Consider the following 22,694-nt stretch of genomic DNA (forward strand, 5'->3'; position numbering starts at 1 on the left):
TCGTTCGACTATTTTGGAGATTAGAAAAATCTTCGCATGATTCAACTCGAACGGAGGAAAGACTTGCACAAGAGACTGGGGATATATTGTGATTGAAAGCATAACAAAAATAGCTGGATCAACATTAGATAAAATTGTCACTGATATATATGGAACTGCAAAAGGGCACATATCTTCTGAAATCAAGAAAGTGATTACAGTTCACAATCTTGAAAAGGTTGCTCAGAAGAACCTGTATTTAGAGAATGTTAAAACCTTCTATGATCCTGACCATATAGTTAAAATTCATGATATCTATTACCCTGGATCAGCTGTCTTTCTGACAGAAAAAAGTGAAAATGTTATCGGTCCTTATGGATATTCTGGTTCTTTTGGGTGCAATCAAGTGCTCATAGAGGGTGGGCCTGGGCAAGGAAAGACTCTATTTATGAGAAAGCTTTGCCTAAGTGAGATTAAGGCTAAGAGGTATATTCCTGTATTTTTTGAATTGCGTGATATGGACTGTAAAAGCACGTTGAAGAAATCACTAATAGGTTTGTTAAATGAGTATGGATTACCTGTTACTAATGAGATATTCGATTTTCTTGTTACTACAGACAAAATGCTTTTTTTACTGGATGGCTTTGATGAGCTACCACCTACTAGCCGTCCAAAAGTAGCGAAGGAGTTGGAAAAACTGGTTCATAAGTTTCCAAACTTAAGAATTATTATGTCATCTCGACCTGATGCTGGTATGGGAGGATCAATTTACTTTCGTTCGTTTAAGCTAGCCCCTCTTAATCCAAAGAGACAAGATGAATTTGTTGACCATATTATGAAGGGGGATGGGAGTGATATAATCAAAGCTTTATCTGCTAGTAAATATATCAGAGATGTTACAACTTCCCCACTTTTATTAGCCTTATTTACAGTTACGTACAAGGCTAGGCAATTTAGGCCAGATGACTTAGCTCAATTCTATAGCATCATTTTTCCGACAATGCTCTATCGTCATGATAGACGAAAATTGGGCTATGAAAGACAAAGGCGTTCAATGCTAGGCGACTTTCAATTTGAGAAGGTTTTCGAAGTAATTTGCTTTTTATCTTTGAAGAAAAATATGACGAGGTTTAATACAAAAGACTTTAAATTATTTGCTTCAAAAGCGTTGCATTCTGAAGATATCGATCAGGATCGTGTGGACGCACTTATTGAAGATATTAATTTGATCACTTCGTTGATTATTAAAGATGGATATGACCATTATGCTTTTTCTCACAAGACTATTCAGGAGTATTTTTCTGCAGAATACCTTCGACGATCCGAGCAAAATATTAGAAAGTCATTTTACTCTCATCTAGTAGGAAATTATAAGGCCGTACAAGTTTGGCAAAGTACTTTGAATTTCCTTTCCATCATCGATAGAAAAAATTACCTGATGGAATTTGTAGTACCTTCAAGGAAATCGCTTGCCAAACTGGATGTACATGGTAATCCGAAATTGACTTTCAACTATTTGGAAACTCTCTATAGCAAGGTTAGTAAGGTGATGGTCAGAGAAGATGGAACAATAGAAGATGTGTTTTGGGGCGATAGTTTTGCTTCTGCAATTGCTAGGCCATTCATTAACACTGTGAGAGGGGCAATTAAAGGTTTCCTAAAAAGTAAGTCTAATGAAGTTGCTCATTATATCTCATTCTTAGATGTAAAAGCGTATGAAAGTGCTTGTACGGAAGATGGGTTTGTTATCAATCTGTCAAAATTGATTTCAGAGTTACACATGAAAAAAGAATTAGTGTCATTTGTTTCAGACAGCTTGGTAGGAAGTATGTTCATGCAGAGAACAGTCGAAATGGAAGATACATTAAAAGAGATTGAAAACATCACCCTTGAAATGGCTGATTTTGGATAAATTGTTGTCTTCGAGCCTCGGGGATAAGGTCTTACTTTATAGTTTAGGAGCTTCTGTGGAGGAGCCTTATCCTATTAGCCCGGATAGAGCATCAAGTTCGCGGCATGTTTGATGTAGAGCTCGGTGAGTTCGCGGGTCATTGAGCCGTAAAATACGTAGTAGAAGGGGTAGTCGTGGTCTTTATCGGTGATGTCGGGGTAAAGGGGGCGAGATTAGTGTTTCATAGAAATATCAATTAAACGGAGGAGCTATGTCAGGAGCTGCAGTGCAAAATCCACAAACATCAACAGGTGAAGACGGAGGTGGCAGTGGAGTCACAATAGAAATGCGAGCAGGAGGGACAGGAGAAGTAGATTTTGGGGTTGCATGGCTTGCTTTTGTTAAGAGCGCTGAATCTCTTTTGGAGCTTAGGTCTAAACAACATCGTCACCTTAAAGAATTTGATGGATTTCAACAGGCCGTATTAAAGATAGTGAGAGACAAAAAATTTGTTTCTGACCTAAGCGAAGGATGGATCGATTTAAAGGGAAAAGAATCTGAAGATGTTGCAAATGCGTTATTATTGGAGGTAGAGCTGTTTCCAAAAGCCGCGGCCGTGGCTGCTCAAGGTTCGCCAAAGAGACTTCCAGGTTGGGTTAGGAGGCTGCTAGGAGGAGCTTCGACCGTGGCTGGGAGCGTTAAAGATATTTTGGAGGACTTAGCACCTTATACAAAAAACGGCATTACCCTTTTTAAGGAGTTGATGGATATTTCTAAAGAGTTTTGAGCGATAGAGGGGAGGCTACTCTTTATGGGGTTTATGGGTGGCGGTATCTGCCCCTATTTTTCTGGATAGAGCATTAGATTTGCGCCGTGTTTGATGTAGAGCTCGGTGAGTTCGCGGGTCATTGAGCCGTAAAAGGCAAAATAATAGGGGTAATAGAAGCTAAATCAGGGTCGGACCAATTATTGCAAATCTAACTGCTTGAAACAAAAGGATAAGTTTCCAAAGTAAGGCTGAAACTACGGCTTAGAGCCATATTTTTAGATGTGAAAGTCGGCTTCTAAGGTTTTCGGGTCAAGGGGACACCACTCTTATTCATTAGTTCGAGGGTAGCGGCATAATCCTTTTTGTTGATGTTCAGACTCGGAGCGTTGTGTCACAGGAAATAGCTTTGAAATTAAGGCGCTTTTTTTGCTTTGAGGAAATAGGTTTGCATTAATCCCTGGCCTTTGACCTCTATCGGGTCACGCTTGTCGAAAATGAAGTTCTCCTTGATGCGTTGGTAGGTGGCATCGGAGATCTGAATGTGGTCTGGCAGACTGTAGGACTCCATGCGGCTGGCAACAATCACAGCATCACCCCACAGATCATAACTGAATTTATGTTTGCCAATCACAGCTGCAACAACAGGGCCGGTGTGGATGCCGATGCGAATACTCAGGTTGCCACCATCTTCAACATTCATCTGATGAATAACCTGCTGCATCTCCAGGGCCATATCGGCGACTGCGTTGACATGGTCAGGGCAGGGGGTGGGCATGCCACCGACCAGCATATAGGCATCACCGATGGTTTTGATCTTCTCCAGCCCGTGTGACTCGGTTAACAGATCGAAAGCGAGGAAAATGGCATTGAGTTTCTCCACCAGCTGTTCCGGAGAGATATTGGCTGAGAGTTCAGAGAAGTTGACGATATCTGCGAAGAGAACGGTGACATCATCAAACCTGTCGGCGATAGAGCTTTCACCATTTTTCAACCGTTCAGCGATAGATCTGGGCAGGATATTAAGCAGTAACTTCTCGGTTTTCTCCTGCTCATGTTTCAGCGTTCTGTTATGAGCCTGTTCGCGTGCACGCAGCCAGCTGCGCTCCAGCGATGCGTTGATCTTGGTGGTTAAAATAATCTGATTAAACGGCTTCTGCAGATAATCCTCTGCGCCCATCTCCAGACATTTCACAACACTGTCGATCTCATCCAGCGCAGAGATCATCATCACAGGCGTATGTTTTAAGCGCTCATCCTGTTTCAGTCTCTCCAGCACCTGATAACCATTGAGTTCCGGCATAATGATATCCAGCAGAACCAGATCATAATCGTGATCATGCAGCAGATTCAGCGCCTGCAGACCGTTTTCAGCAACATCAACAGAGAAGCCCTGCTTGATCAGTCGTCTGGAGAGAAAATCGCGATTGCTCTCCTTATCATCAACCACCAGCAGCGATGCTTCTTGACGATGTTCACTGCTATTGCGCATACCGGCGATCACTTCATTCATCAGGTTACGCTCGACTGAATCAACTGCTGCAATGGCTGTCGGATAGTTGTCACTCAGATGATTCGATGCCACTTCAAGGGGTGTTGTCAGGTACATTTCGCCGAGATAATCGAGCTCTTTAATGCGTTTTAACAGGGTCTGCGACAGATCCAGTACATGCTCTAACAGCTCACAGGCGTGCGTATCACCTTCAGCTTCAAGATCTTCCTGAATCATTTCGCTATAGGCGGTGATGGCAATCAGCGGGGTAGAGAGATCATGTTTGATGATGGCATTGATGCTATGAATCTCTGCAGCTGTTCTGCTTGGGGCGTTTTTGCTGAGGCTCTGTTTGATCAGGTTGGCGAGTTGATTGGTAGCGACCACTATTTTGTCCAGATCCTCTGCAAACGGACTGTAGTTCGGGTTTGAGCGTAGCTCTTTGATATGCTTGCTGATGGTCACCGCAGGCACAAGCAGCTGCTGCCCGGCATCGAGCAGGTCGCTATCGCTGGCCCGTTTCAGGCGTTCGGGCTGCTGATCAGGCATGTAACAGCGTCTCGATTTTATCGAACAGATCTTTGGCGCGAAAAGGTTTCATCTGGTATTCGTCACAGCCTGCCGCCAGCGCCTTTTCTCTGTCATTTTCTGAGGAGTAGGCAGTGAGTGCGATAAGCGGGATATCTCTGGTTGCTGCGGAAGCTTTAATCTCCCTGACTGCACTCCAGCCATCTTTAACGGGCAGGTTCATGTCCATCAGAATCAGATCGGGTTGTTCACTGTGAGCAAGTTGCACAGCCCGGTCGCCATCGCCGGCCGTAACAAAACCGAAGCCTCGGCGCTGTAGATGCCTTGAAAGTATATCAAGGTTCATAGCGTTATCCTCTACAAGTAAAATCTTAGCCATCGGCATGCCGTCTGTTCATCATGAGGATAGCTTACGTGAACTGATGTTGAAGTCTAAACCTTTTGCACTGGCGATTGCGGCAAGGTGGCGACGGGCGCAGCAGCAGCACGCATTTCCGGATGATGAAGCCTGCGCTGTTGAGTTAAGCGGCCAGGCCAAATCGTTGGAATTATCTACTTTTTACGTTTTTTCGGCCTCTTTTTGTTTAACCATGCATCGTGTTCATTGACCAGTGATTTCAGATCAACAGCCTCAGGTGAGAGGGCGAGGGTGGCAGCATAATCCTCTTTGTTGATGTTCAGTATTTCGATCGATTTGTTGAGGAACTGCTGAATCTCTTCAAGCAATGCCTTCTCCTCATTGCTGCAGTAGGAGATAGCAATGCCTTTGTTCATGCCGCGCCCTGTACGACCCACGCGGTGCACGTAGTTCTCCACCTTTTCCGGCAGATCGTAGTTGATCACATGCGTGACATCGGCGATATCGATGCCGCGAGCGCTGACATCGGTAGCAACCAGAATGCGACACTCGCCATCACGGAACTGCCGCATTGCCTCTGTACGCTCTTTTTGATCCTTATCGCCATGAATGTTTATCGCAGTGATGCCAACGCGACCCATGGCCTTCACAACGCGCTCAGCACGCACTTTGGTGCGCACGAAGACAATGATTTTGGCCTCAGGGTTCTCATTGATAAAACGCTCAAGGAAAAAGCGTTTATCATCCTGATCGACAAACATCACGGCGTGCGAAATATTTTTGGAGACCTTGTCATGTGGTGAGACCTGAATACGGATCGCCTCGCTCTTTACCTGTGAGTAGGCGAGTTTTCTGATCTCATCGTTAATGGTGGCTGAGAAGAAGAGGGTCTGATGGTGACGAGGCAGCATCTTCTTTACATATTTGATATCCTCAATAAAGCCGAGATCGAGCATGTGATCGGCCTCATCGAGAACCAGCGTGTTGACGATATTGAGGTTGATCACCTTCTGATTGATCAGATCGAACATGCGCCCTGGCGTGGTGACGAGAATATCGATGCCATCCTGCAGCTTGGCGATCTGGCGCTCCTGCTCAACACCGCCGAACAGGGCAAAGGTTTTCACCTTGGTGTGGGCGGAGAGGGTATCAAAGACCTTGCCGATCTGCTGGGTCAGTTCGCGTGTGGGGGCCATCACCACACAGCTGATGCCACGCGTACGCTTGCTGGTCTTGGCGCGGTGAATCTTGTCAATCACGGGGATCGCAAAGGCGGCGGTTTTGCCTGTGCCGGTCTGGGCAATGGCCAGTACATCTTCACCGTTCTGAATCGAGGGAATGGCTTTATACTGGATATCCGTAGGGCGAATGAAGCCAAGTTTTTTCAGGTTCTTTTTGATATCCTGGGAGATGTAATATTGATCAAACTTCATGTTGCCTCGGGTTGTTGCAGTGATTGCGAATAGATGGGGCGAAGGCTCAGGGATTTACGGCATCAAAGCAACGATTGCAGAATCATCATGATGAATGGCAGCAACGGAGACGATTTTGGGCTATCTGGCACTGTTCTAAACAGCTATCCTCTCACCAATGGAGTGCTTATGGATCGTTTTTTAGAGGCAGCTATTGAAGAGGCAAAAAAGGGGCTGGCTGAGGGCGGTATCCCTATCGGTTCGGTACTGGTGATTGATGGGGAGATCGTCGGGCGTGGCCATAACCGGCGCGTGCAGCAGGGCAGTGCGACACTGCATGCTGAGATCGATTGCATCGAAAGTGCAGGGCGCATCAAAGCGGCCGATTACCGGCGGGCAACGCTCTACTCGACTCTCTCTCCGTGTGATATGTGCAGCGGTGCGGTGCTGCTCTATGGTATCGGCAATGTCGTAGCCGGTGAGAACCGCACTTTTCAAGGGCCGGAGGATTATCTGCGTTCACGAGGTGTGCAATTAACCGTCGTTGATGACCGGCGCTGCGTTGCAATGATGCAGCAGTTTATCGAAAACGCACCTGAGCTCTGGAACGAAGATATCGGTGAGTGACAGCGTGGAAAACAGCTGCTGAAATCGATACGCTGCTCTGTAGATTTAGGGATACTCTGAAAAAGTCAGCGTATCCGAGCAGGCTATGGATGGCCTGCCAACATCATGCACGCTAAGTGCTTGATGTTGTGAGCAAAGGAACAGTGATACTTTTTCCTTTGCCTGCTGAATACCTACGCGGATGTAGTTATTCAGAGCATCCTTAGAAGAACTATTGTGACGAATGGAAGATTGAAATAGTGGGAGCGGGGCGATGATTCAAAAGCATGCACAGATGCCTGATAAAGACGGTTTTTTTGGTGAGTACGGCGGGCAGATTATTCCACCGCCACTGATTGAGATCATGAATCAGATCAACGATGCCTACGATGAGGTGTCGCAGAGTGAATCGTTTCAGAAGGAGCTGCAGCAGCTTAATGCTGATTACGTGGGCCGCCCCAGCCCGATCTATTTTGCCAAACGACTGAGTGATAAAATCGGCGGTGCACGCATCTTCCTTAAACGTGAAGATCTCAATCACACCGGTGCCCACAAAATCAACCACTGTATCGGTGAGGCGCTACTGGCCAAATATATGGGCAAAACCAAGGTGCTGGCTGAAACCGGAGCCGGGCAGCATGGCGTGGCACTGGCCACCGCCTGTGCACTGGTCGGTATCGATTGCGAAATCCATATGGGCGAGATCGATATCGAGAAAGAGCATCCCAATGTTACCAAGATGAAGATTCTCGGCTGCAAGCTTGTGTCTGTAAGTCGTGGCACACGCACACTCAAAGATGCTGTGGACAGCGCCTTTGAGGCGTATATCAAGGATCCGGTCAACTTCTTTTATGCCATCGGCTCTGTCGTTGGCCCGCACCCGTTCCCCAAGATTGTGCGTGATTTCCAGAGCATTGTCGGCAGAGAGGCCAGAGCACAGTTCCTCGCCAAAGAGGGGGAATTGCCCGGCACACTGATCGCCTGTGTGGGTGGTGGCTCCAATGCTATGGGGCTGTTTACCGCCTTTCTGGATGATGAAGATGTGCAGATGATCGGTGTGGAGCCAGCAGGGCGGGGGCTGGATACTGCTGATCATGCTGCCACGCTGACACTGGGTAGCAAAGGGGCTCTGCACGGCTTTAAATGTTATAATCTGCAGGATGAAGAGGGGAATCCGCTACCGGTCTACTCCATCGCTTCAGGTCTGGATTATCCCGGTGTCGGGCCGCAGCACTGCCATCTTAAAGATATCAAACGGGTTTGTTATGAAGCCATTGATGATAAGGAGTGTCTGGATGCCTTTATGCAGCTCTCAAGACTGGAGGGTATTATCCCGGCACTGGAGAGTGCGCATGCGGTGGCCCATGCGATGAAGATTGCCAAAGCGATGTCGGCTGATGAGACCATTCTGGTGAATCTCTCCGGTCGTGGCGATAAAGATGCCGATTTTGTGGCCAACTATCTCTCACTTTGAGGTTATGAGGAATCAGGCGATATGGTTTATGAGGTTCGACTTGCAGTTATCGATGATATTGAGGCTATTGCTGAATTAGGGGCTATCACCTTTGCCAAAGCCTATGGTGATATCGTGCTGGCCAGTGATATGCAGGGTTATCTGGCCGAGTTCTTTGACCCCGAGAGGTTAAAGCAGGAGATAGGCTCAAAATCTGCCAGCTATTTTGTAGCTGAATCTCAAGAGGGTGTTGTCGGTTATGCCAAACTGGCGGAGACAGATCGACCTGCACAGCTTGCCGATGAGAGGGTGATTGAGTTGATCCGCCTCTATGTCAGACCCGGTAATTATGGCATGGGTATCGGCGGCAAACTGCTACAGGCAGTAAAGCAGTATGCACGCTCATGCGGCTACTCAGGTTTGTGGCTGCGTGTCTGGGAGGAGAACAGCGGTGCCATCCGCATGTATGAGCGGGATGGTTTCAGACAACTTGGCAGTGAACCCTATTACATCGGAACCACGCCTAATCCGGTTGTGTTGATGGTTAACAAACAGCGCTGAATTAGCTACCCCTGATTCAGGGCAAGTGCTGCGAAGGTGGCGATGCCTGAAGCCATGGATGACTCATCAATATCGAAGTTGGGGTGGTGCAGCGGGTATCGGGTTTCCGGTCCGCCACCGGTCCCTAGCCTGAACAGACAGCCGGGAATATCACGCAAAAACTCGGCAAAATCCTCGCCGCCCATTGAGGGGTCCGGCAGTTCGATTATCTCAATATCCGGAGAGGATTTGCGAATAATTTCGCGAGCTTGTGCGATTAACCTTGAGTCATTGATTAATACGGGCGTGGCCTGTTTAAGCTTGAACTGGGCTGTGGCGCCCCAGGCCTCAGAGGTCTGTCGGATGATGCGATCCATCATGGCGCGAATCTCCTCATGCGCCTCCGGATGCAGGCTACGAATGGTGCCGGAGAAGTGCACCTTATCCGGAATAACGTTGCCGGCATAACCACTGTTGATCTGTCCGATAGTGAGCACAGCCGGGTGCAGCGGATTGACTCTACGGCTGACAATATGGTGTAGCGACTGGATGACATGGCTGGCAATCAGAATGACATCAATGCACTCGTGCGGACGTGCGGCATGGCCGCCACGTCCGATGATTTCGACCTCAAACATATCCGCTGCCGCACACATTGCACCCTCTCTAAGGCCGATGGAACCGGCTGGCAGATAGGGGAAGACATGCATGGCGTAGATCTGCTCAGGCGTGAACCGCTCAAACAGGTGCTCTCGCAGCATCGCAGCGGCACCCTCACAGGTCTCCTCGGCAGGCTGGAAGATAAATGCGATATTATAATTCAGATCTGCTTTCAGGTTGCAGATCACCTGTGCAGCACCAAGCAGCACGGCAGTGTGGACATCGTGACCGCAGGTGTGGGAGATACCCTTGATGCGTGAGGCGTAGGGAAGCTGCTTTCCATCCTGGATGGGCAGGCCGTCCATATCAGCACGTAAGGCGAGCCACGGCCTCTCCGGATCGATCATCAACGTGGCTAACAGCCCGAAACCACCAATGTGCTCTTCAACAGAGAGCCCCATATTCCGGCACTTTTCAGCAATCAGAGCGGCTGTTTTCTCCTCATTTCCCGAGAGTTCAGGGTGCTCGTGCAGGAAGCGGCGAATGCGTGTCACTTCAGCCATCACCTGGCTTACTTCAGCAGCGAGTTGTTGATGCTCTACATTCATGATCTGCTCCAGCCGTCGAGTTCCCGCATGGCACGTATCATGGCGGGGAAACTATCTGTTGTATTGAACAGTTCACGCTGGGATTCGGCCCCGCCACCGTTGTTGCGCCAGTGGCCGATCTGGCTCTGCACCAGGTCAAGTTCACTTGCCGCGATACCCTGATCAGCGAGTTGATCCAGACGTTTTTCAAGCCAGTCAAGCATCGGTATCAGCTCTTCGGTGAACGGGTCGATAATTGTGGCGCGCATGCCGTATCGGCAGGCACGCCAGCGGTTTTCACGAATCAGAGAAGGGTGAACCTTGGGTCGTGAACTATCCTGCGCAGCAGCCATCGCTTCGGCGCGCACATAGGCAACATAGGCGGCTGAGTCGGCAAAGCGGGCGGGCATATCGCCAATGCGCACCTCAAGGGTGCCGAAATCGGGGTGCGGACGCATCTCCCACCAGATATCACGCACCGATTCGATGCTGCCGGTAGCGGTAAGGCGGGCGGTACAGTGTTCAAAATCTTTCCAGTCATTAAAGTAGAAGGGCATGCCCCCCTGACTCAAACCCTCAAATATCTTGATACGGCTGGCTGCTAAACCGGTTGCTTCACCGTGCCAGAAGGGGGAGTTGGCCGATATGGCGAGAAAGACAGGCATAATCGGCAAGAGGTGATTCATCGCTTTGATACAGACGTCGCCATCGGGCATGCCAACATGCACATGGATGCCGCAGATGTTAAAGCGGCGGGCTACCCACTGCAGTCGCCTGAGCAGCTTGTAGTAGCGCGGATCATCACTGACCACCTGCTCCCGCCAGTGGGAGATCGGGTGGGTACCGGAGGAGAGCAGGGCGGCATGATGGTTTTCAAGTATCGCCTCAACCTCTGTATAGAGCGCTGCAAGCTGGCTCATGGCATCGGCAGTGCTGAACTGGATATCGGTATTGGTTTCGACAATTGAGGTAAACAGTTCGGGTTTGATGCGTGGGGTGTCACCGACAATCGAGAAGACCTGCGGTGCAGCCGGAATCTGAAGGCCGGAGTCAGCATCTACGCACATCCACTCCATCTCCACGCCCAGCGTGCCAAATCTGGAGTTGTTGAAGGGAATCTCTGAAGCGGGATCTGCCATGATAGCTATTATAGTCATGAAGCAGCATGCGATGAAAGTTTAAAGTGGGGATTCAGATTCATGCGATGCCGTATAGAGTTGTTGTGATGTTTGAGACCTTTGGTACATTGCGGCTGGTTTGCAAATAGCGGGGTTTTGAAACAGGCCTGCGAGCATCAGGGATGATCCATTTATGTGGTTTAAAAATATACACTTTTATCAATTCGAAGCGCCATTCAAGATGACCGCAGAGCAGCTGCATGAGGCGCTGTTGACGCGCAAGGCACGTCGCTGCGGCCATATGGAGATGGACACTCAGGGCTGGACCTCGCCACTGGGGCAGGGCAGTGAGACATTGGTATTTCAGAGCGGCGCTAATCTGATGCTCTGTCTGCGTCGTGAGGACAAGGTGCTGCCTGCCTCTCTTGTTCGTGAGCAGGTTGAGGAGCAGGCGCTGGCCATTGAGGCAGAAGCCGGACGTCCTGTTGGTCGTAAAGAGCGGCGCGATCTTAAAGATCTTGTGCTGCAGCAGTTGATGCCCAAGGCGATGGTGCGCTCATCGCAAACCTTTGCCTGCATTCTGCCGGAATCGGGCTGGCTGATTGTTAATGCAGCCAGTGCCAAAAAGAGTGAGGAGCTGATTGAGACACTGAGGAAAACACTTGGTACGCTCAATGTTGTGCTGCCATCCACCTCCGAATCACCGGAGAGTGCGATGACCCGCTGGCTGCTTCATGAAGAGAGTCTGCCGCACGGCTTTACACTTGAAGATGCCTGTGAGCTGCAGGCTGCTACTGAGACAGCCGGCCTGATCCGCTGTAACAAGGTGGATATCGCCCGTGCTGAGGTGCGTGCCCATGTCGCTTCAGGTTATCGGGTACGTCGACTGGCACTGAACTGGCAGGAGCGCTTAAGCTTCATGCTCTATGAAGATCTTTCGGTGCGGCGTATGCGCTTTGATTCAGCTGTACTGGATGATGCCGATGGCGGTGATGATGAGGCCAGTCGCTTTGATGCTGATTTCACCATCATGACGTCAGAACTCACTGAATTTATTTCGAATTTGTTAGCTGCACTCAACGCAAAAGAGTAGGTTTTTTGTTATGGCAACATACGCGGTAGGCGATATCCAGGGGTGTTACAGGCAGCTGAGAAAACTACTGGAAAAGGTAGGTTTCGATCCTTGTAAGGACAAGCTCTGGTGCGCAGGCGATATGGTCAATCGAGGCCCGGACTCCCTGGAGACACTGCGTTACCTGAAAAGTCTGGGCGATGCCGCTATCTGTGTGTTGGGCAATCACGATCTGCACCTGCTTGAACTGGCTGCCGGTGGTGAACCCTATCGCCGCGACACGCTGCAGCAGGTCATTGAAGCGCCTGACTGTGCCGAGTTGATCGACTGGTTGCGCCATCAGCCGCTGCTGCATCACAGTGAGAGGCTCGGCTGGTGCATGGTGCATGCCGGTCTGCATCCGGACTGGACGTTGAAAAAAGCGAAAAAACGAGCAGCTGCAATCGAACTTGAGTTGCAAGGTGAGGGCTGGCGTGAGTTCTGCAGGCAACTGCATCATGTCAAATTTCCGATCAAAGAGCCTGCCAGGCATGATCCGACCCGTCTGCTGTTTGCGGCAGCCGTGTTAACCCGAACCCGTTACTGTACCCGTGATGGGTATTTCAACTGGGATGTGAGGACGGGTGAGAGCAGTAACAAGAAGGACAAGCCCTGGTATAACCACGCAGCTCTGGCCTGGGCTGGTGATTGCAGTGTTGTTTATGGCCACTGGGCAGCGAAAGGGCTGGTGAAAAATCAGCCGCATGTGCTGGGGCTCGATACCGGTTGTGTATGGGGTGCAAAGCTTACTCTGGCGAAGCTGAAAAAGGGTGGCGAAATGAAGATTGTTGCCCAGGTGAGTTGACGGCCATTTAAGTCTGACTCTCAACTCTTGGGCTTTTACCTTTTATAGTGGAACTGCTCATCGGCCATAATACGCAGGCAGCCTTTGCCACTCTTCTTGGCCTGATAGAGGGCATCATCGGCCTGTTTCATCAGCTTCTCTGCATCGACTGTTTCACTTGATTGTGTGCAGATGCCGATGGAGACACTGGCTTTAACCTCCGGATGGTTGGGCAGCTGAAATTTGGAGACCTTCTCCAGAATGCGCATGCCGATCACCTCAAGGCCGTCCCCCTCAATAGCATCATCGGTAGGTACCAGAATCACGAACTCATCACCGCCATAGCGGGCGCAGATATCGTAATCACGAATGCTGCTTTCGATGCACTGGGCAATATGCTTGAGCACCTCATCACCTACACCGTGGCCATAGGTATCGTTGATATGTTTGAAATCATCCAGATCGATAAAACCGCAGGAGAGGGTGCCGTGACGGGTGCGCTTGGTGCGGTTGACCTCATGACTGAGCTGCATGTCGAATTTACGGCGATTGAATACGCCGGTCAGTGCATCAAAGATCGCCATCTCTTCAAGCTTCTGCAGGTGATTGAGTGTTTTAAAGGTCATGTTCAGATGGGTGGCAGCCATCTCCAGCGAGGTTTTCTGCTCTTTGCTCAATTCACCCTGAATATCAAAGAGCAGGGCACCTGCCAGTTTTGCATCCTGCCAGACCGGGATAATGATATTGTATTCTGTATCCAGTTCAGAGCAGTTTAACCGAACAGGGGGATCAATTTGCGAGTAGCGTTCATCCTTATGTAAGGCGCTGCAGGCTTTGCGTATATTGTTGCAGGCCGAAAAGTCACATGATGGGGCGCCGCAATCAGGCTTCTTGTCACCAATGGAGCCGATAAATTCCAGAGCTCCACTCTCTTTGTTGAACATCACCGCGATACCTTTGGCGGCTTGAATATGTCCATGCAGCCCTTCAAAGGATTTGCTTGTGATGGTATGCAGGTGGGGGGCCTGCTCTAACATCAGCGTCACCTCCAGCATGCTGTCGAGCAGCGAGAGGCGGGTATTCTGAATCTGAATGGTATGCTCATCGTGAATCTGGTGGTTGGCCAGTTCAAAGAGCAGTTTGGCAGATTTGGCCGAGATCAGTTCGAGCTGAGGCGGGGCGGTAAAGGCATCCAGTTTTTCATAGAGGGCGGGGTCTCCCGTAACATCGATCAGGATTCCCTCTTTAAATGTGGCGAGCAGTGCATCGCCATCCGTTGAGGTTTTGATGCCGAGCTCTCTTGCCAGCTCAAAGGCGGGCGCCTCTTCACAGATATCGACAATGGCGGTGATATTGACCCCTTTATAGGAGTGCAGCACCTCAAGCATGGCAATGCCGCCAATGCCGGCACCGAAGATGAGAATGTCCGCTTTGTTGGCATTATGCGACACACTTGCCAACCTTTCAGAGAGATTCTGGATCTCCTCTATACTCCTGAGTTGGGTCACGGAACACCTCCATGTCTTTCCACTTCATCAATCAAGATCTGCATTAGGGGGGTATAACAGCTTCCCATGAGATCAGAATCGATCAAGATTACAAATAAGGCTGATAAAATGCCAGAAGGGATTTCCAGCGTTGGGTGTTGCTATTTCGGCATCCAGTTGCGGATGGCCTCAGCATAATCCTCTTCACTTTTGAGTTTCTCGGCATCAGGAACAAAGACATTCATATTCGATGCGTTGAGGTGGTCGAGCCAGCCGGCCAGAAACTGGCGATAGAGCTCATCCATCATCTTCTCATTTTTGCAGGCCCGCGGACCGATATAGTCACTGCTTGAGGCGATCTCACCGCGTACGGCGATATCGAGATTACCGATGATTGAGGTGTTGCCGGAATCAAGTGCTGTGAAGTGACCGGAGACATTAAGATAGAGTAGCCATGCGGTGCCCGGTTGCAGGCCTGCAATGGTGGCTAGCATCTGCTCCTTCTCAGGCAGGGGGGCAGAGGAGTCCCGGTGCAACACGGCATGGGCAAAGGTGCCGCGCATCAGGAAATCAAATGTGCCGGCTTTTTTCTTCGGGATCAGAACCAGCTCTTTATCTTTCTCCAGGCGACGGCCACTCCAATCCTCGGCTGTTTTTTTATCCGTAATACGTGCATCGCCATCTTTTAATGGTTCGGCATAGATGCATTCGCGCCAGCTATCATTTCGCTGCAAACGCCAGGCCTGAGCGCCGGAGGCGGAGAGGGCGTCAATCGAAAAACAGAGTTTCATAGGGACGGGGTGGTTGAAAATTCAGTGATCACCGGCATGCCGGTATCAGGATTCAGATGCAGGCATATCTCGCCGCGCAACAGGCGAAGCAGATCGTGCCCGACCAACTCGTGGCGCCAGCCATGCAGGCAGGCCACCTCTGGAGGTTCACCCTTACAGCGATAACCCCACGATGCCAGTTCAGAGAGATCCGATTTGCTGGCCAGAATTGTAGAGGCGATCTCTCCCTCCTCAGCTTTCAGGCGTACCAGTGTATCAAGCATCTCAAGGCGCAGGTCGGTCCCCCGGCTGTTGTGGCGGCGGGCGGGCAGTTTCGGCCAGCTCTCTTCGGGAGTATCCCTGCCGGCCTGCCACACCTCAAGGATGGTATCACCATGGCGGTTTACAAAGCCGGTATTGACCCCGCGCATTCTGCCCATCGCCTCCAGCGTCAGTTTGTCACGCCGCGCTATCTCAATCAGCTGCTCATCGCCGATCATGCGGCGGCGTGGAATGTTGTTGCGTTGTGCCTGCTGCTCTCGCCATGCCGCAAGGCTTCTCAGGGCTGCCAGCTGCCTGCCCTTGAGTCGATTGGAACCTTTGACGCGCCAGAACACGGTCGCTTCATCCATGTCATAGGTGGCCGGGTCGCAGAGTGTAAACTGCTCCTCTTCCAGCCAACTCAAGCGCCCCAGTGCCTCCAGACGCTCTTTCAGATGCTGGTAGATCGGCATCAGCCAGATTACATCATCAGCAGCATACTCCAGCTGCTTCTCTCTTAACGGGCGTGCTTTCCAGTCACTGAATGACTCGCCCTTGGCCAGCTCCTGCTTGGTGATGCGTTGAACAAGGTTGCCAAAGCCAACCTGCTGTCCGTATCCGAGCAGGGCGGCGGCAACCTGCGTGTCAAACAGAGGCAGCGGCATCGCGCCTGACTCTTTCACCACAATCTCCACATCCTGGCGCCCGGCATGGAACACCTTGAGAATCTCAGGGTTGGCCATGATCTTCCAGACGGGGGTGAGATCACTTATCTCGATCGGGTCGATGATCCAGCACTGGCTGTTGCCATAGATCTGCAACAGGGCAAATTCCGGATAGTAGGTTGACTCACGATGGAACTCGGTATCGACACAGAGCACTTTGCATCGGCTGATCTCTATGCAGGCCTGTTCAAGCCGGGATGGTGTATTGATGAATTGAAATTTGGATTCGGACATGGCGTTAGCCTAGCCGCGTTTTTTTTTATGAACAGTATCTGAGACGCCTCCGCATGATCCGGTGATGGTTGCACACTGATTCAGTGTGCTTTTCCGCTTTGAAAGTTGACCCTTTTGCCTTCCGCTATAGAGTGCCCACGCACTCCGGTTCACATTCGACCTGATAGCCCGAAACGGGCCTCTCACCCATTCGATCCCAGACGTGCAAAAGATGAGGCAGAAAACAGCATCTCGCTTTTCTGCATAGGAGTTTAACAGTGCCCAAGGTCTGGATTGCTGACAAAATGTCTGCCCGTGCGATTGAAGTATTCAAGGCGCGTGGTATTGAAGTTGACTACAAACCGGGTCTCTCCGATGAAGATAAACTGGCCATTGCAGGCGATTATGATGCTATCGCCGTGCGTTCATCGACTACACTCAAAGGCGAGCTTCTTGATGCAGCCAAACGGGTGAAGGTGATTGGCCGAGCCGGTATCGGTGTCGATAACGTCGATGTTGAGGGCTGTTCGCGGCGTGGCATTGTGGTGATGAATACACCCTTTGGTAATACCATTACCACCGCCGAGCTGGCTGTTGCCCATATTGTGGCCGCAGCACGTATGATTCCGCAGGCATCCGAATCCACCAAAGCAGGCAAATGGGAAAAATCCCGTTTTATGGGTATGGAGTTGACCGGCAAGAAGGCAGGTGTAATTGGTGCCGGTAATATCGGTGCTATCGTATGTGATCGCCTGAAAGGGCTGCATATGGCCGTCTATGTCTACGATCCGTTTATCTCTGATGAGCGTGCTTCGGCGATGGGGGTGACCAAGGTGGAGACGGTGGCTGAACTGGCTGAAATCGTCGATATCCTGACCATTCATGTGCCACTGCTGCCTGCAACCCGCAATCTGATCAATGCTGATATCATTGCCCGTATGAAAAAAGGATCGATCATCGTTAACTGCGCCCGTGGTGGCATTGTCGATGAGTCTGCACTCTATGACGCATGCAAGTCCGGCCATCTGCGCGCGGCCGCACTGGATGTGTTTGAGAGTGAACCGGCCCGTGAAAATCGTCTGTTTGAGCTCGATAATATCAGTTTTACGCCGCATATCGGTGCCTCTACCAATGAGGCGCAGGAGAATGTGGCTGTGCAGGTGGCCGAGCAGATGGCTGACTATCTACTCTCCGGTGTGGTTGCCAACGCGGTCAATGTACCTTCACTGACGCAGGAGGAGCAGCGTCTGCTCTCTCCTTACCTTCTTCTTGCCGAGCGTATGGGAAGCTTTATCGGTCAGACCATGAAGCCGGGATATACGAAAGTGAATGTCTGTTTTGAAGGCAAGGCTTCGAAAATTAACCGTAAGCCTCTGATCAACGTGATGCTGCAGGGACTGCTCTCCGGCTCTATGGAAGAGGTCAATGCGGTTAATGCCGGAATGCTGGCCAAAGATCGCGGCATTGAACTGATGGAGTCGGCCTGTGAATCATCCGATCACTTCGCCACTCTGATCAAGCTTGAGGTGGAGGGCGATGAAGGTGTGCGTTCGGTCTCCGGAACACTCTTTGATGAGCGGCGTCCGCGTCTGGTAAGTATCGATACCTGTGAGGTTGAGATTGCACCTGAAGGAAATATGATCTTCTTCCAGAATGAGGATAAACCGGGTGTGATTGCTGCTATCGGTGCTGTACTCGCTGATGCCGGTATCAATATCGGTGATTTCCGTCTTGGCCGTCGCGAGGATACAGGCAGTGCGGTCGCCCTGATTCAGGTCGATTCAACACCGGCGCAGGCGACACTTGATAAGATGGCCGAGTTGAACCATGTGCTGGCCGTTCGCTATGCTGAACTGGGGGCGATGTGAAACATAAACCGATCATAGGGCTGGATGATGCATTCGGCTCACGTGCAAAAGCGCTGCGCAGCATGCAGGGCAAGATGCTCGATCTGTTCGATCAGGCTGGTTATGAAGAGGTCATTCCGCCCATTTTTGAGCGTCCGGATGCCCTGAAGTCGGGTGCAGGTCGTTTCCTTGCAGACCAGACTGTTGTCTTCTCTGATCCTGCCGGAGCAGGGACACTGGCTATCCGTTCGGATATGACGCCGCAGATTGCCCGTATTGCAGCAACCCGGCTGCAGGCTGAGAAGGTGTTGAAACTCTGCTACTCCGGTACGGTGATGCTGGCTCGTCCTGATGTGCGTGGTGGCTCCCGGCAGCAGTGGCAGACCGGTGTTGAGTGTCTGGGTGTGGCCGGAGCGGCAGGTGATATCGAAGTGATGCATCTTGCAGCACGCTGCATGATGGCCGCCGGCTTCAGAAAGTCTGTGCTGCAGGTGGGTCATATCGGTCTGCTCAAAGCGCTGGTGGCTGGTTGTGAGGCGCCGCTGGAGAGCTGGACAGCGCTGCTGGCACGTCGTTCGCCCGATGATCTGCGTGAACTGATTGCCAGTGAATCGATTGCAGAGGAGCGTGGTAACGCACTGCTGGCGCTGGCCAAAGGCAAAGGCGATGAGCAGTGGATTGCTGCCAGTGTCGGCAAGTATGGCGCTGATTTCGATCTTGCTGCCAAAGAGCTTCTTGATCTGGTGCATGAGGTGGGTGATCGGGTAGAGGGTGATGTGAGCGTCTATGCCGATGCGGCAGTGATGCCCCGTTTTCTCTACCACAGCGGCATCCTGTTTGCCGGTTTTGCAGAGGGGGTATCACAGGCGCTGCTCTATGGTGGCCGTTACGATGCGATGATGAAAGCCCATGGTCGTGATATGCCTGCTACGGGCTTCTCATGTGATCTGTGGGCACTGCTCGATACAGTTTAAGGTTAACCACTAAGACACAGAGGCACAAAGTAAGCGCAAGGAGGGATGGGGCGAGTCTTTGAAGAACATGGCTCGGTTCATCTTATGATACCAATAGGTTATCCTTCGAGTCTTTGTGTCTTTGTGGTTAAATGAATTTGGGGATAAATATGACAAATACAGTTGCAATCGGAATCCAGTGGGGCGATGAAGGAAAGGGCAAGATCGTTGATCTGATGGCTCCGAAGATGGATGTGGTGGCCCGCTTTCAGGGTGGCCCCAATGCCGGACATACACTTGTGCTGGGTGATAAGAAGACTGTTCTCAATCATATCCCGTCCGGCATCCTGCATGATGATACACTCTGCCTGATCGGTAACGGCACGGTGGTTGACCCGTTCCGGCTGGTGGAAGAGATGGATATGCTGCTTGATGCCGGTATTCCCGTTGCTGAGCGCCTGAAAATCTCTGACCGTTGTCAGCTGATTCTGCCATACCATCGTACCCTTGATGCGGCGCGTGAAGCAGCCAAAGGTGAAGGCAAGATCGGCACAACAGGCAAAGGCATTGGCCCCTGTTATGAAGATAAAACTGCCCGTCGCGGTATCCGTCTGGTTGATCTGACCTCCCCGGATCTGGGTGCACGTATCGATGCCAATCTTGAGTATGTCAATTTCATGCTTACCCAGTACCTTAACGCTGCACCTGTGAATCGCGCCGATGTTGATGAAGCGCTGGAGCTGGCCAGGGCCCGTCTGCTGCCGCTGGCTGCTGATGTGCCACTGATCCTGCAGAAGCGTATTAAAGCCGGCGATCAGATTCTTTATGAAGGTGCACAGGGTTCGATGCTGGATGTTGATCATGGCACCTATCCGTTTGTAACCTCATCGAACACTGTTGCCGGTGCTGCACTTGCCGGTCTCGGCGTTGGTCCTGGTCAGGTGGATGCAGTTCTCGGCATCTGCAAGGCCTACACCACCCGCGTTGGCGCAGGCCCGTTTCCGACTGAGCTGTATAACGCTGAAGGCATGTGCGATGCCAAAAATGCAGGCAAACATATGGCTGAAAAAGGCCATGAGTTCGGTGCTACCACCGGTCGCCCGCGTCGTACCGGCTGGTTTGATGGCCCTGTAGTTCAGCATGCGGTGCGCATCAATGGCGTGACCGGACTGGCGATCACCAAACTGGATGTGCTTGATGGCCTTGATGAGGTGAAACTCTGCACCGGTTATGAGCTGGATGGGGAGGTGCTGGAATCAATCCCTGCCTGCTGCTCTCAGCTGGATGCAGTCACACCGATCTATGAGACGCTTCCAGGCTGGTCTGAAAACACCTTCGGTGCCACCGCAATGGATCAGCTGCCGGCCAATGCTGTGGCGCTGCTCAGACGTATTGAAGCGGTATGTGACTGTCCGGTGACGATGCTCTCCACCGGCCCTGATCGCAATCACATTATTCATCTCTGAATATAACACTTTCTATCAATCGTGAATCTTTTGGGCCGCTTTAATAGCGGCCCAATTATTACTGAAGCTGTTGATTTTGATATCAATCTGTCTCTGTTTATCGCTGCAAATATAGTGGGTAGGGAAAACGCCATCACTCTCTTAAGAGTGGCATGGTCTGGCCAGTTGACCGGGCCTTACTCTTACTGCCTGCAATCAGGTGGTTATAAAATTTCCCATCTGCCATTGGCACTCAGGTAGGTGTGCACAACACTGGTTTCAGTTCTGGAGCCAACGGTGATTATCTGCCTGGACTCACGGTATTCACGACCACGGGCATCAAAGCCAACATATAACAGGGTGACTGAGCCTGAACTGCGTCCACTGCTCCAGTAATGGCTGTCGCCTACCTCAGCGGTTGTGGCAAGAACCAGTGCGTGCTCATGCATACGCTGCTGAGGCTCATCCAGATGCTGGATGATGGCCAGCGTCAGAGCTGTGAATGCGAGGAACCGGAAAGCATCATGATCGCTGTAGTAAAAGCCGAATCCGGGGTAGAGGTAACCGTAAGGGCGGTAGATGCGGGTTCCTCTGAAGAAGCGGCTGCGAGCTACAGGGTGGTAGTAGCGGGGTTTGACGATGATACGCGGATGCTCAACATGAATTGTGCGGCCACGCTCGATATGGCGGGGTGAAGCGCTGCTGTTGCGCCTTTCATAGGTGCGATGTTGTGAAGCAGCAGGCCTATGCTCGCGCTGCTCAAATCTTTCCACACGTTGTGCACTCTCTCTCTGAGTATACTGCGGGCGTGCTCTCTCCGCTCGCTGTGGCGCTTGCCTCTCCGCTCGCTGTGGCGCTTGCCTCTCTGCTCGCTGTGGACGCTCTCTTTCCGCTCGCTGTGGCGCTTGCCTCTCTGCTCGCTGCGGACGCTCTCTCTCCACACGCTGTGGTGCCTCTCTCTCTGCACGCTGGGGGCGCTGTTTCTCAACGCGGTGCTCACTTCGATCATTGGATACACTGTTGCCGCGTTCGGCTAATGCGCTACCAGGGGTGAAAACAGATGTGCCAGCCAGCAGTGTAAACAGGGTTAATAGTGTGATTTTTCGGTTCATCGCATACCTCCATAATCCAGGATTACTCTGGGAGTAAGGCTCGCGTGGTTTACGTAAATGTGCGCATCAGCTGTGTAAAAGGCATGTAAAGATTATTGGCCTGGCTTAGTTGTTATGGAGATTCCCGCAATCGAGCGAAGCGCACATGATAGCGCATTATATCCAGCGGCGGACGCGATCCTTGTAGTCCAGATAACTATCACCGAACTGTATCTCCAGCTCTTTTTCTTCCGGTTCAATCTGAAATTTGTTGATGTAGAGGATGAACAGCGCCACGGCAAACAGCCCTAATCTGGCACCAAGCCAGATGCTCAGTGCCGAGAGCATAAAAACCAAACCGAGATACATCGGGTTTCTGGTATATCTGTAGATGCCCGTTGAGACGATGGTTGATGTTTTGTGCGGGTAACGGGGATCAATCGTGGTTCTGGCCAATCTGAAGCTGATCAGTGCCCAGACGTCGATGACTCCGGCCATGCCAAGCAGGATGTAGGCGAGACTGTTTCTAAGCTCTGCATCAACATGATGCAGGGGCAGTGCAACACTCAAACCCCAGATCATTAATCCGCACAGCAGCGCCACAATCGGTGGCGGAATTTTAAGGTTAAGCTTTGTCATGGCCCGATCATGAAGCAAATCAGATAAAATCTATAGCA

The 22,694-nt window shown here is 51.0% G+C and carries 20 protein-coding genes; 10 read left to right on the forward strand and 10 right to left on the reverse strand.

Annotated elements, in window-relative coordinates:
* The first annotated feature begins 88 nt into the window (after window positions 1-88).
* Window positions 89-1,891: an NACHT domain-containing protein gene (locus F3F93_RS03275; RefSeq protein WP_176957739.1), complete on the forward strand. Its 1,803-nt coding sequence runs from the start codon at window positions 89-91 to the stop codon at window positions 1,889-1,891.
* 250 nt (window positions 1,892-2,141) lie between these two features.
* The gene (locus F3F93_RS03280; protein WP_176957740.1) at window positions 2,142-2,657 is read left to right on the forward strand and encodes a hypothetical protein; all 516 of its coding nucleotides are present in this window, start codon (window positions 2,142-2,144) and stop codon (window positions 2,655-2,657) included.
* A gap of 394 nt (window positions 2,658-3,051) precedes the next feature.
* On the opposite strand, the gene F3F93_RS03285 is transcribed toward F3F93_RS03280, so the two are convergent.
* From F3F93_RS03285 to F3F93_RS03295, 3 genes are all read right to left on the reverse strand, one after another.
* Window positions 3,052-4,677, reverse strand: coding sequence for an adenylate/guanylate cyclase domain-containing protein (locus F3F93_RS03285; protein ID WP_206675363.1), 1,626 nt, complete (start codon window positions 4,675-4,677; stop codon window positions 3,052-3,054).
* Window positions 4,670-5,035 (reverse strand): response regulator, encoded by a 366-nt coding sequence (locus F3F93_RS03290; RefSeq protein ID WP_176957741.1) that lies wholly within the window; start codon window positions 5,033-5,035, stop codon window positions 4,670-4,672. The genes F3F93_RS03285 and F3F93_RS03290 overlap by 8 nt, the downstream gene beginning before the upstream one ends.
* Before the next feature lie 173 nt (window positions 5,036-5,208).
* Window positions 5,209-6,447, reverse strand: coding sequence for a DEAD/DEAH box helicase (locus F3F93_RS03295; RefSeq protein WP_176957742.1), 1,239 nt, complete (start codon window positions 6,445-6,447; stop codon window positions 5,209-5,211).
* A gap of 168 nt (window positions 6,448-6,615) precedes the next feature.
* Here F3F93_RS03295 and F3F93_RS03300 point away from each other — a divergent pair, with 168 nt between their 5' ends.
* From F3F93_RS03300 to F3F93_RS03310, 3 genes are all read left to right on the forward strand, one after another.
* A complete protein-coding gene (locus F3F93_RS03300; RefSeq protein WP_176957743.1) occupies window positions 6,616-7,053 on the forward strand; it encodes a nucleoside deaminase in 438 nt (145 codons plus the stop codon).
* Between the two features lie 253 nt (window positions 7,054-7,306).
* A complete protein-coding gene (trpB, locus tag F3F93_RS03305; RefSeq protein WP_176957744.1) occupies window positions 7,307-8,506 on the forward strand; it encodes a tryptophan synthase subunit beta in 1,200 nt (399 codons plus the stop codon).
* 21 nt (window positions 8,507-8,527) lie between these two features.
* Window positions 8,528-9,046, forward strand: a complete 519-nt coding sequence (locus tag F3F93_RS03310) for a GNAT family N-acetyltransferase (protein WP_176957745.1) — start codon at window positions 8,528-8,530, stop codon at window positions 9,044-9,046.
* 5 nt (window positions 9,047-9,051) lie between these two features.
* Here the strand turns inward: F3F93_RS03310 and F3F93_RS03315 are convergent, their stop codons facing one another.
* On the reverse strand, window positions 9,052-10,233 hold the full coding sequence (locus F3F93_RS03315; protein ID WP_176957746.1) for an amidohydrolase: 1,182 nt from the start codon (window positions 10,231-10,233) through the stop codon (window positions 9,052-9,054).
* Window positions 10,230-11,351, reverse strand: a complete 1,122-nt coding sequence (locus tag F3F93_RS03320; protein ID WP_176957747.1) for a YbdK family carboxylate-amine ligase — start codon at window positions 11,349-11,351, stop codon at window positions 10,230-10,232. Before F3F93_RS03320 ends, F3F93_RS03315 begins: the two co-directional genes overlap by 4 nt.
* A gap of 172 nt (window positions 11,352-11,523) precedes the next feature.
* Between F3F93_RS03320 and F3F93_RS03325 the strand changes: the two genes are divergently transcribed.
* Window positions 11,524-12,423, forward strand: coding sequence for a recombination-associated protein RdgC (locus F3F93_RS03325; RefSeq protein WP_176957748.1), 900 nt, complete (start codon window positions 11,524-11,526; stop codon window positions 12,421-12,423).
* Between the two features lie 10 nt (window positions 12,424-12,433).
* Complete coding sequence (locus tag F3F93_RS03330; RefSeq protein WP_176957749.1) at window positions 12,434-13,246, forward strand: symmetrical bis(5'-nucleosyl)-tetraphosphatase; 813 nt, start codon at window positions 12,434-12,436, stop codon at window positions 13,244-13,246.
* Between the two features lie 35 nt (window positions 13,247-13,281).
* On the opposite strand, the gene F3F93_RS12715 is transcribed toward F3F93_RS03330, so the two are convergent.
* The 3 genes from F3F93_RS12715 to rnd form a co-directional block, all read right to left on the reverse strand.
* Window positions 13,282-14,733, reverse strand: a complete 1,452-nt coding sequence (locus tag F3F93_RS12715) for a GGDEF domain-containing protein (protein WP_176957750.1) — start codon at window positions 14,731-14,733, stop codon at window positions 13,282-13,284.
* Between the two features lie 140 nt (window positions 14,734-14,873).
* Window positions 14,874-15,503: a hypothetical protein gene (locus tag F3F93_RS03340; protein WP_176957751.1), complete on the reverse strand. Its 630-nt coding sequence runs from the start codon at window positions 15,501-15,503 to the stop codon at window positions 14,874-14,876.
* Window positions 15,500-16,702 carry a ribonuclease D gene (rnd, locus tag F3F93_RS03345; protein WP_176957752.1) on the reverse strand — a complete coding sequence of 401 codons (1,203 nt, stop codon included), beginning with the start codon at window positions 16,700-16,702 and terminating at the stop codon, window positions 15,500-15,502. The genes F3F93_RS03340 and rnd overlap by 4 nt, the downstream gene beginning before the upstream one ends.
* A gap of 257 nt (window positions 16,703-16,959) precedes the next feature.
* On the opposite strand from rnd, the gene serA reads away from it, so the two are divergent.
* The 3 genes from serA to F3F93_RS03360 all read left to right on the forward strand — a co-directional run bounded on the left by serA (window position 16,960) and on the right by F3F93_RS03360 (window position 20,947).
* Complete coding sequence (serA, locus tag F3F93_RS03350) at window positions 16,960-18,549, forward strand: phosphoglycerate dehydrogenase (RefSeq protein ID WP_176957753.1); 1,590 nt, start codon at window positions 16,960-16,962, stop codon at window positions 18,547-18,549.
* Window positions 18,546-19,502, forward strand: coding sequence for an ATP phosphoribosyltransferase regulatory subunit (locus F3F93_RS03355; protein WP_176957754.1), 957 nt, complete (start codon window positions 18,546-18,548; stop codon window positions 19,500-19,502). The genes serA and F3F93_RS03355 overlap by 4 nt, the downstream gene beginning before the upstream one ends.
* 149 nt (window positions 19,503-19,651) lie before the next feature.
* Window positions 19,652-20,947, forward strand: a complete 1,296-nt coding sequence (locus F3F93_RS03360; RefSeq protein WP_176957755.1) for an adenylosuccinate synthase — start codon at window positions 19,652-19,654, stop codon at window positions 20,945-20,947.
* A gap of 203 nt (window positions 20,948-21,150) precedes the next feature.
* Here the strand turns inward: F3F93_RS03360 and F3F93_RS03365 are convergent, their stop codons facing one another.
* Window positions 21,151-22,038, reverse strand: a complete 888-nt coding sequence (locus F3F93_RS03365) for a hypothetical protein (RefSeq protein ID WP_176957756.1) — start codon at window positions 22,036-22,038, stop codon at window positions 21,151-21,153.
* A 156-nt stretch (window positions 22,039-22,194) separates the two neighbouring features.
* Entirely contained in the window at window positions 22,195-22,656 is a 462-nt protein-coding gene (locus F3F93_RS03370) for an isoprenylcysteine carboxylmethyltransferase family protein (RefSeq protein ID WP_176957757.1), read from the reverse strand.
* Window positions 22,657-22,694 lie beyond the last annotated feature (38 nt).

This window comes from Mariprofundus sp. KV, from assembly GCF_013387475.1.
Taxonomy (GTDB): domain Bacteria; phylum Pseudomonadota; class Zetaproteobacteria; order Mariprofundales; family Mariprofundaceae; genus Mariprofundus.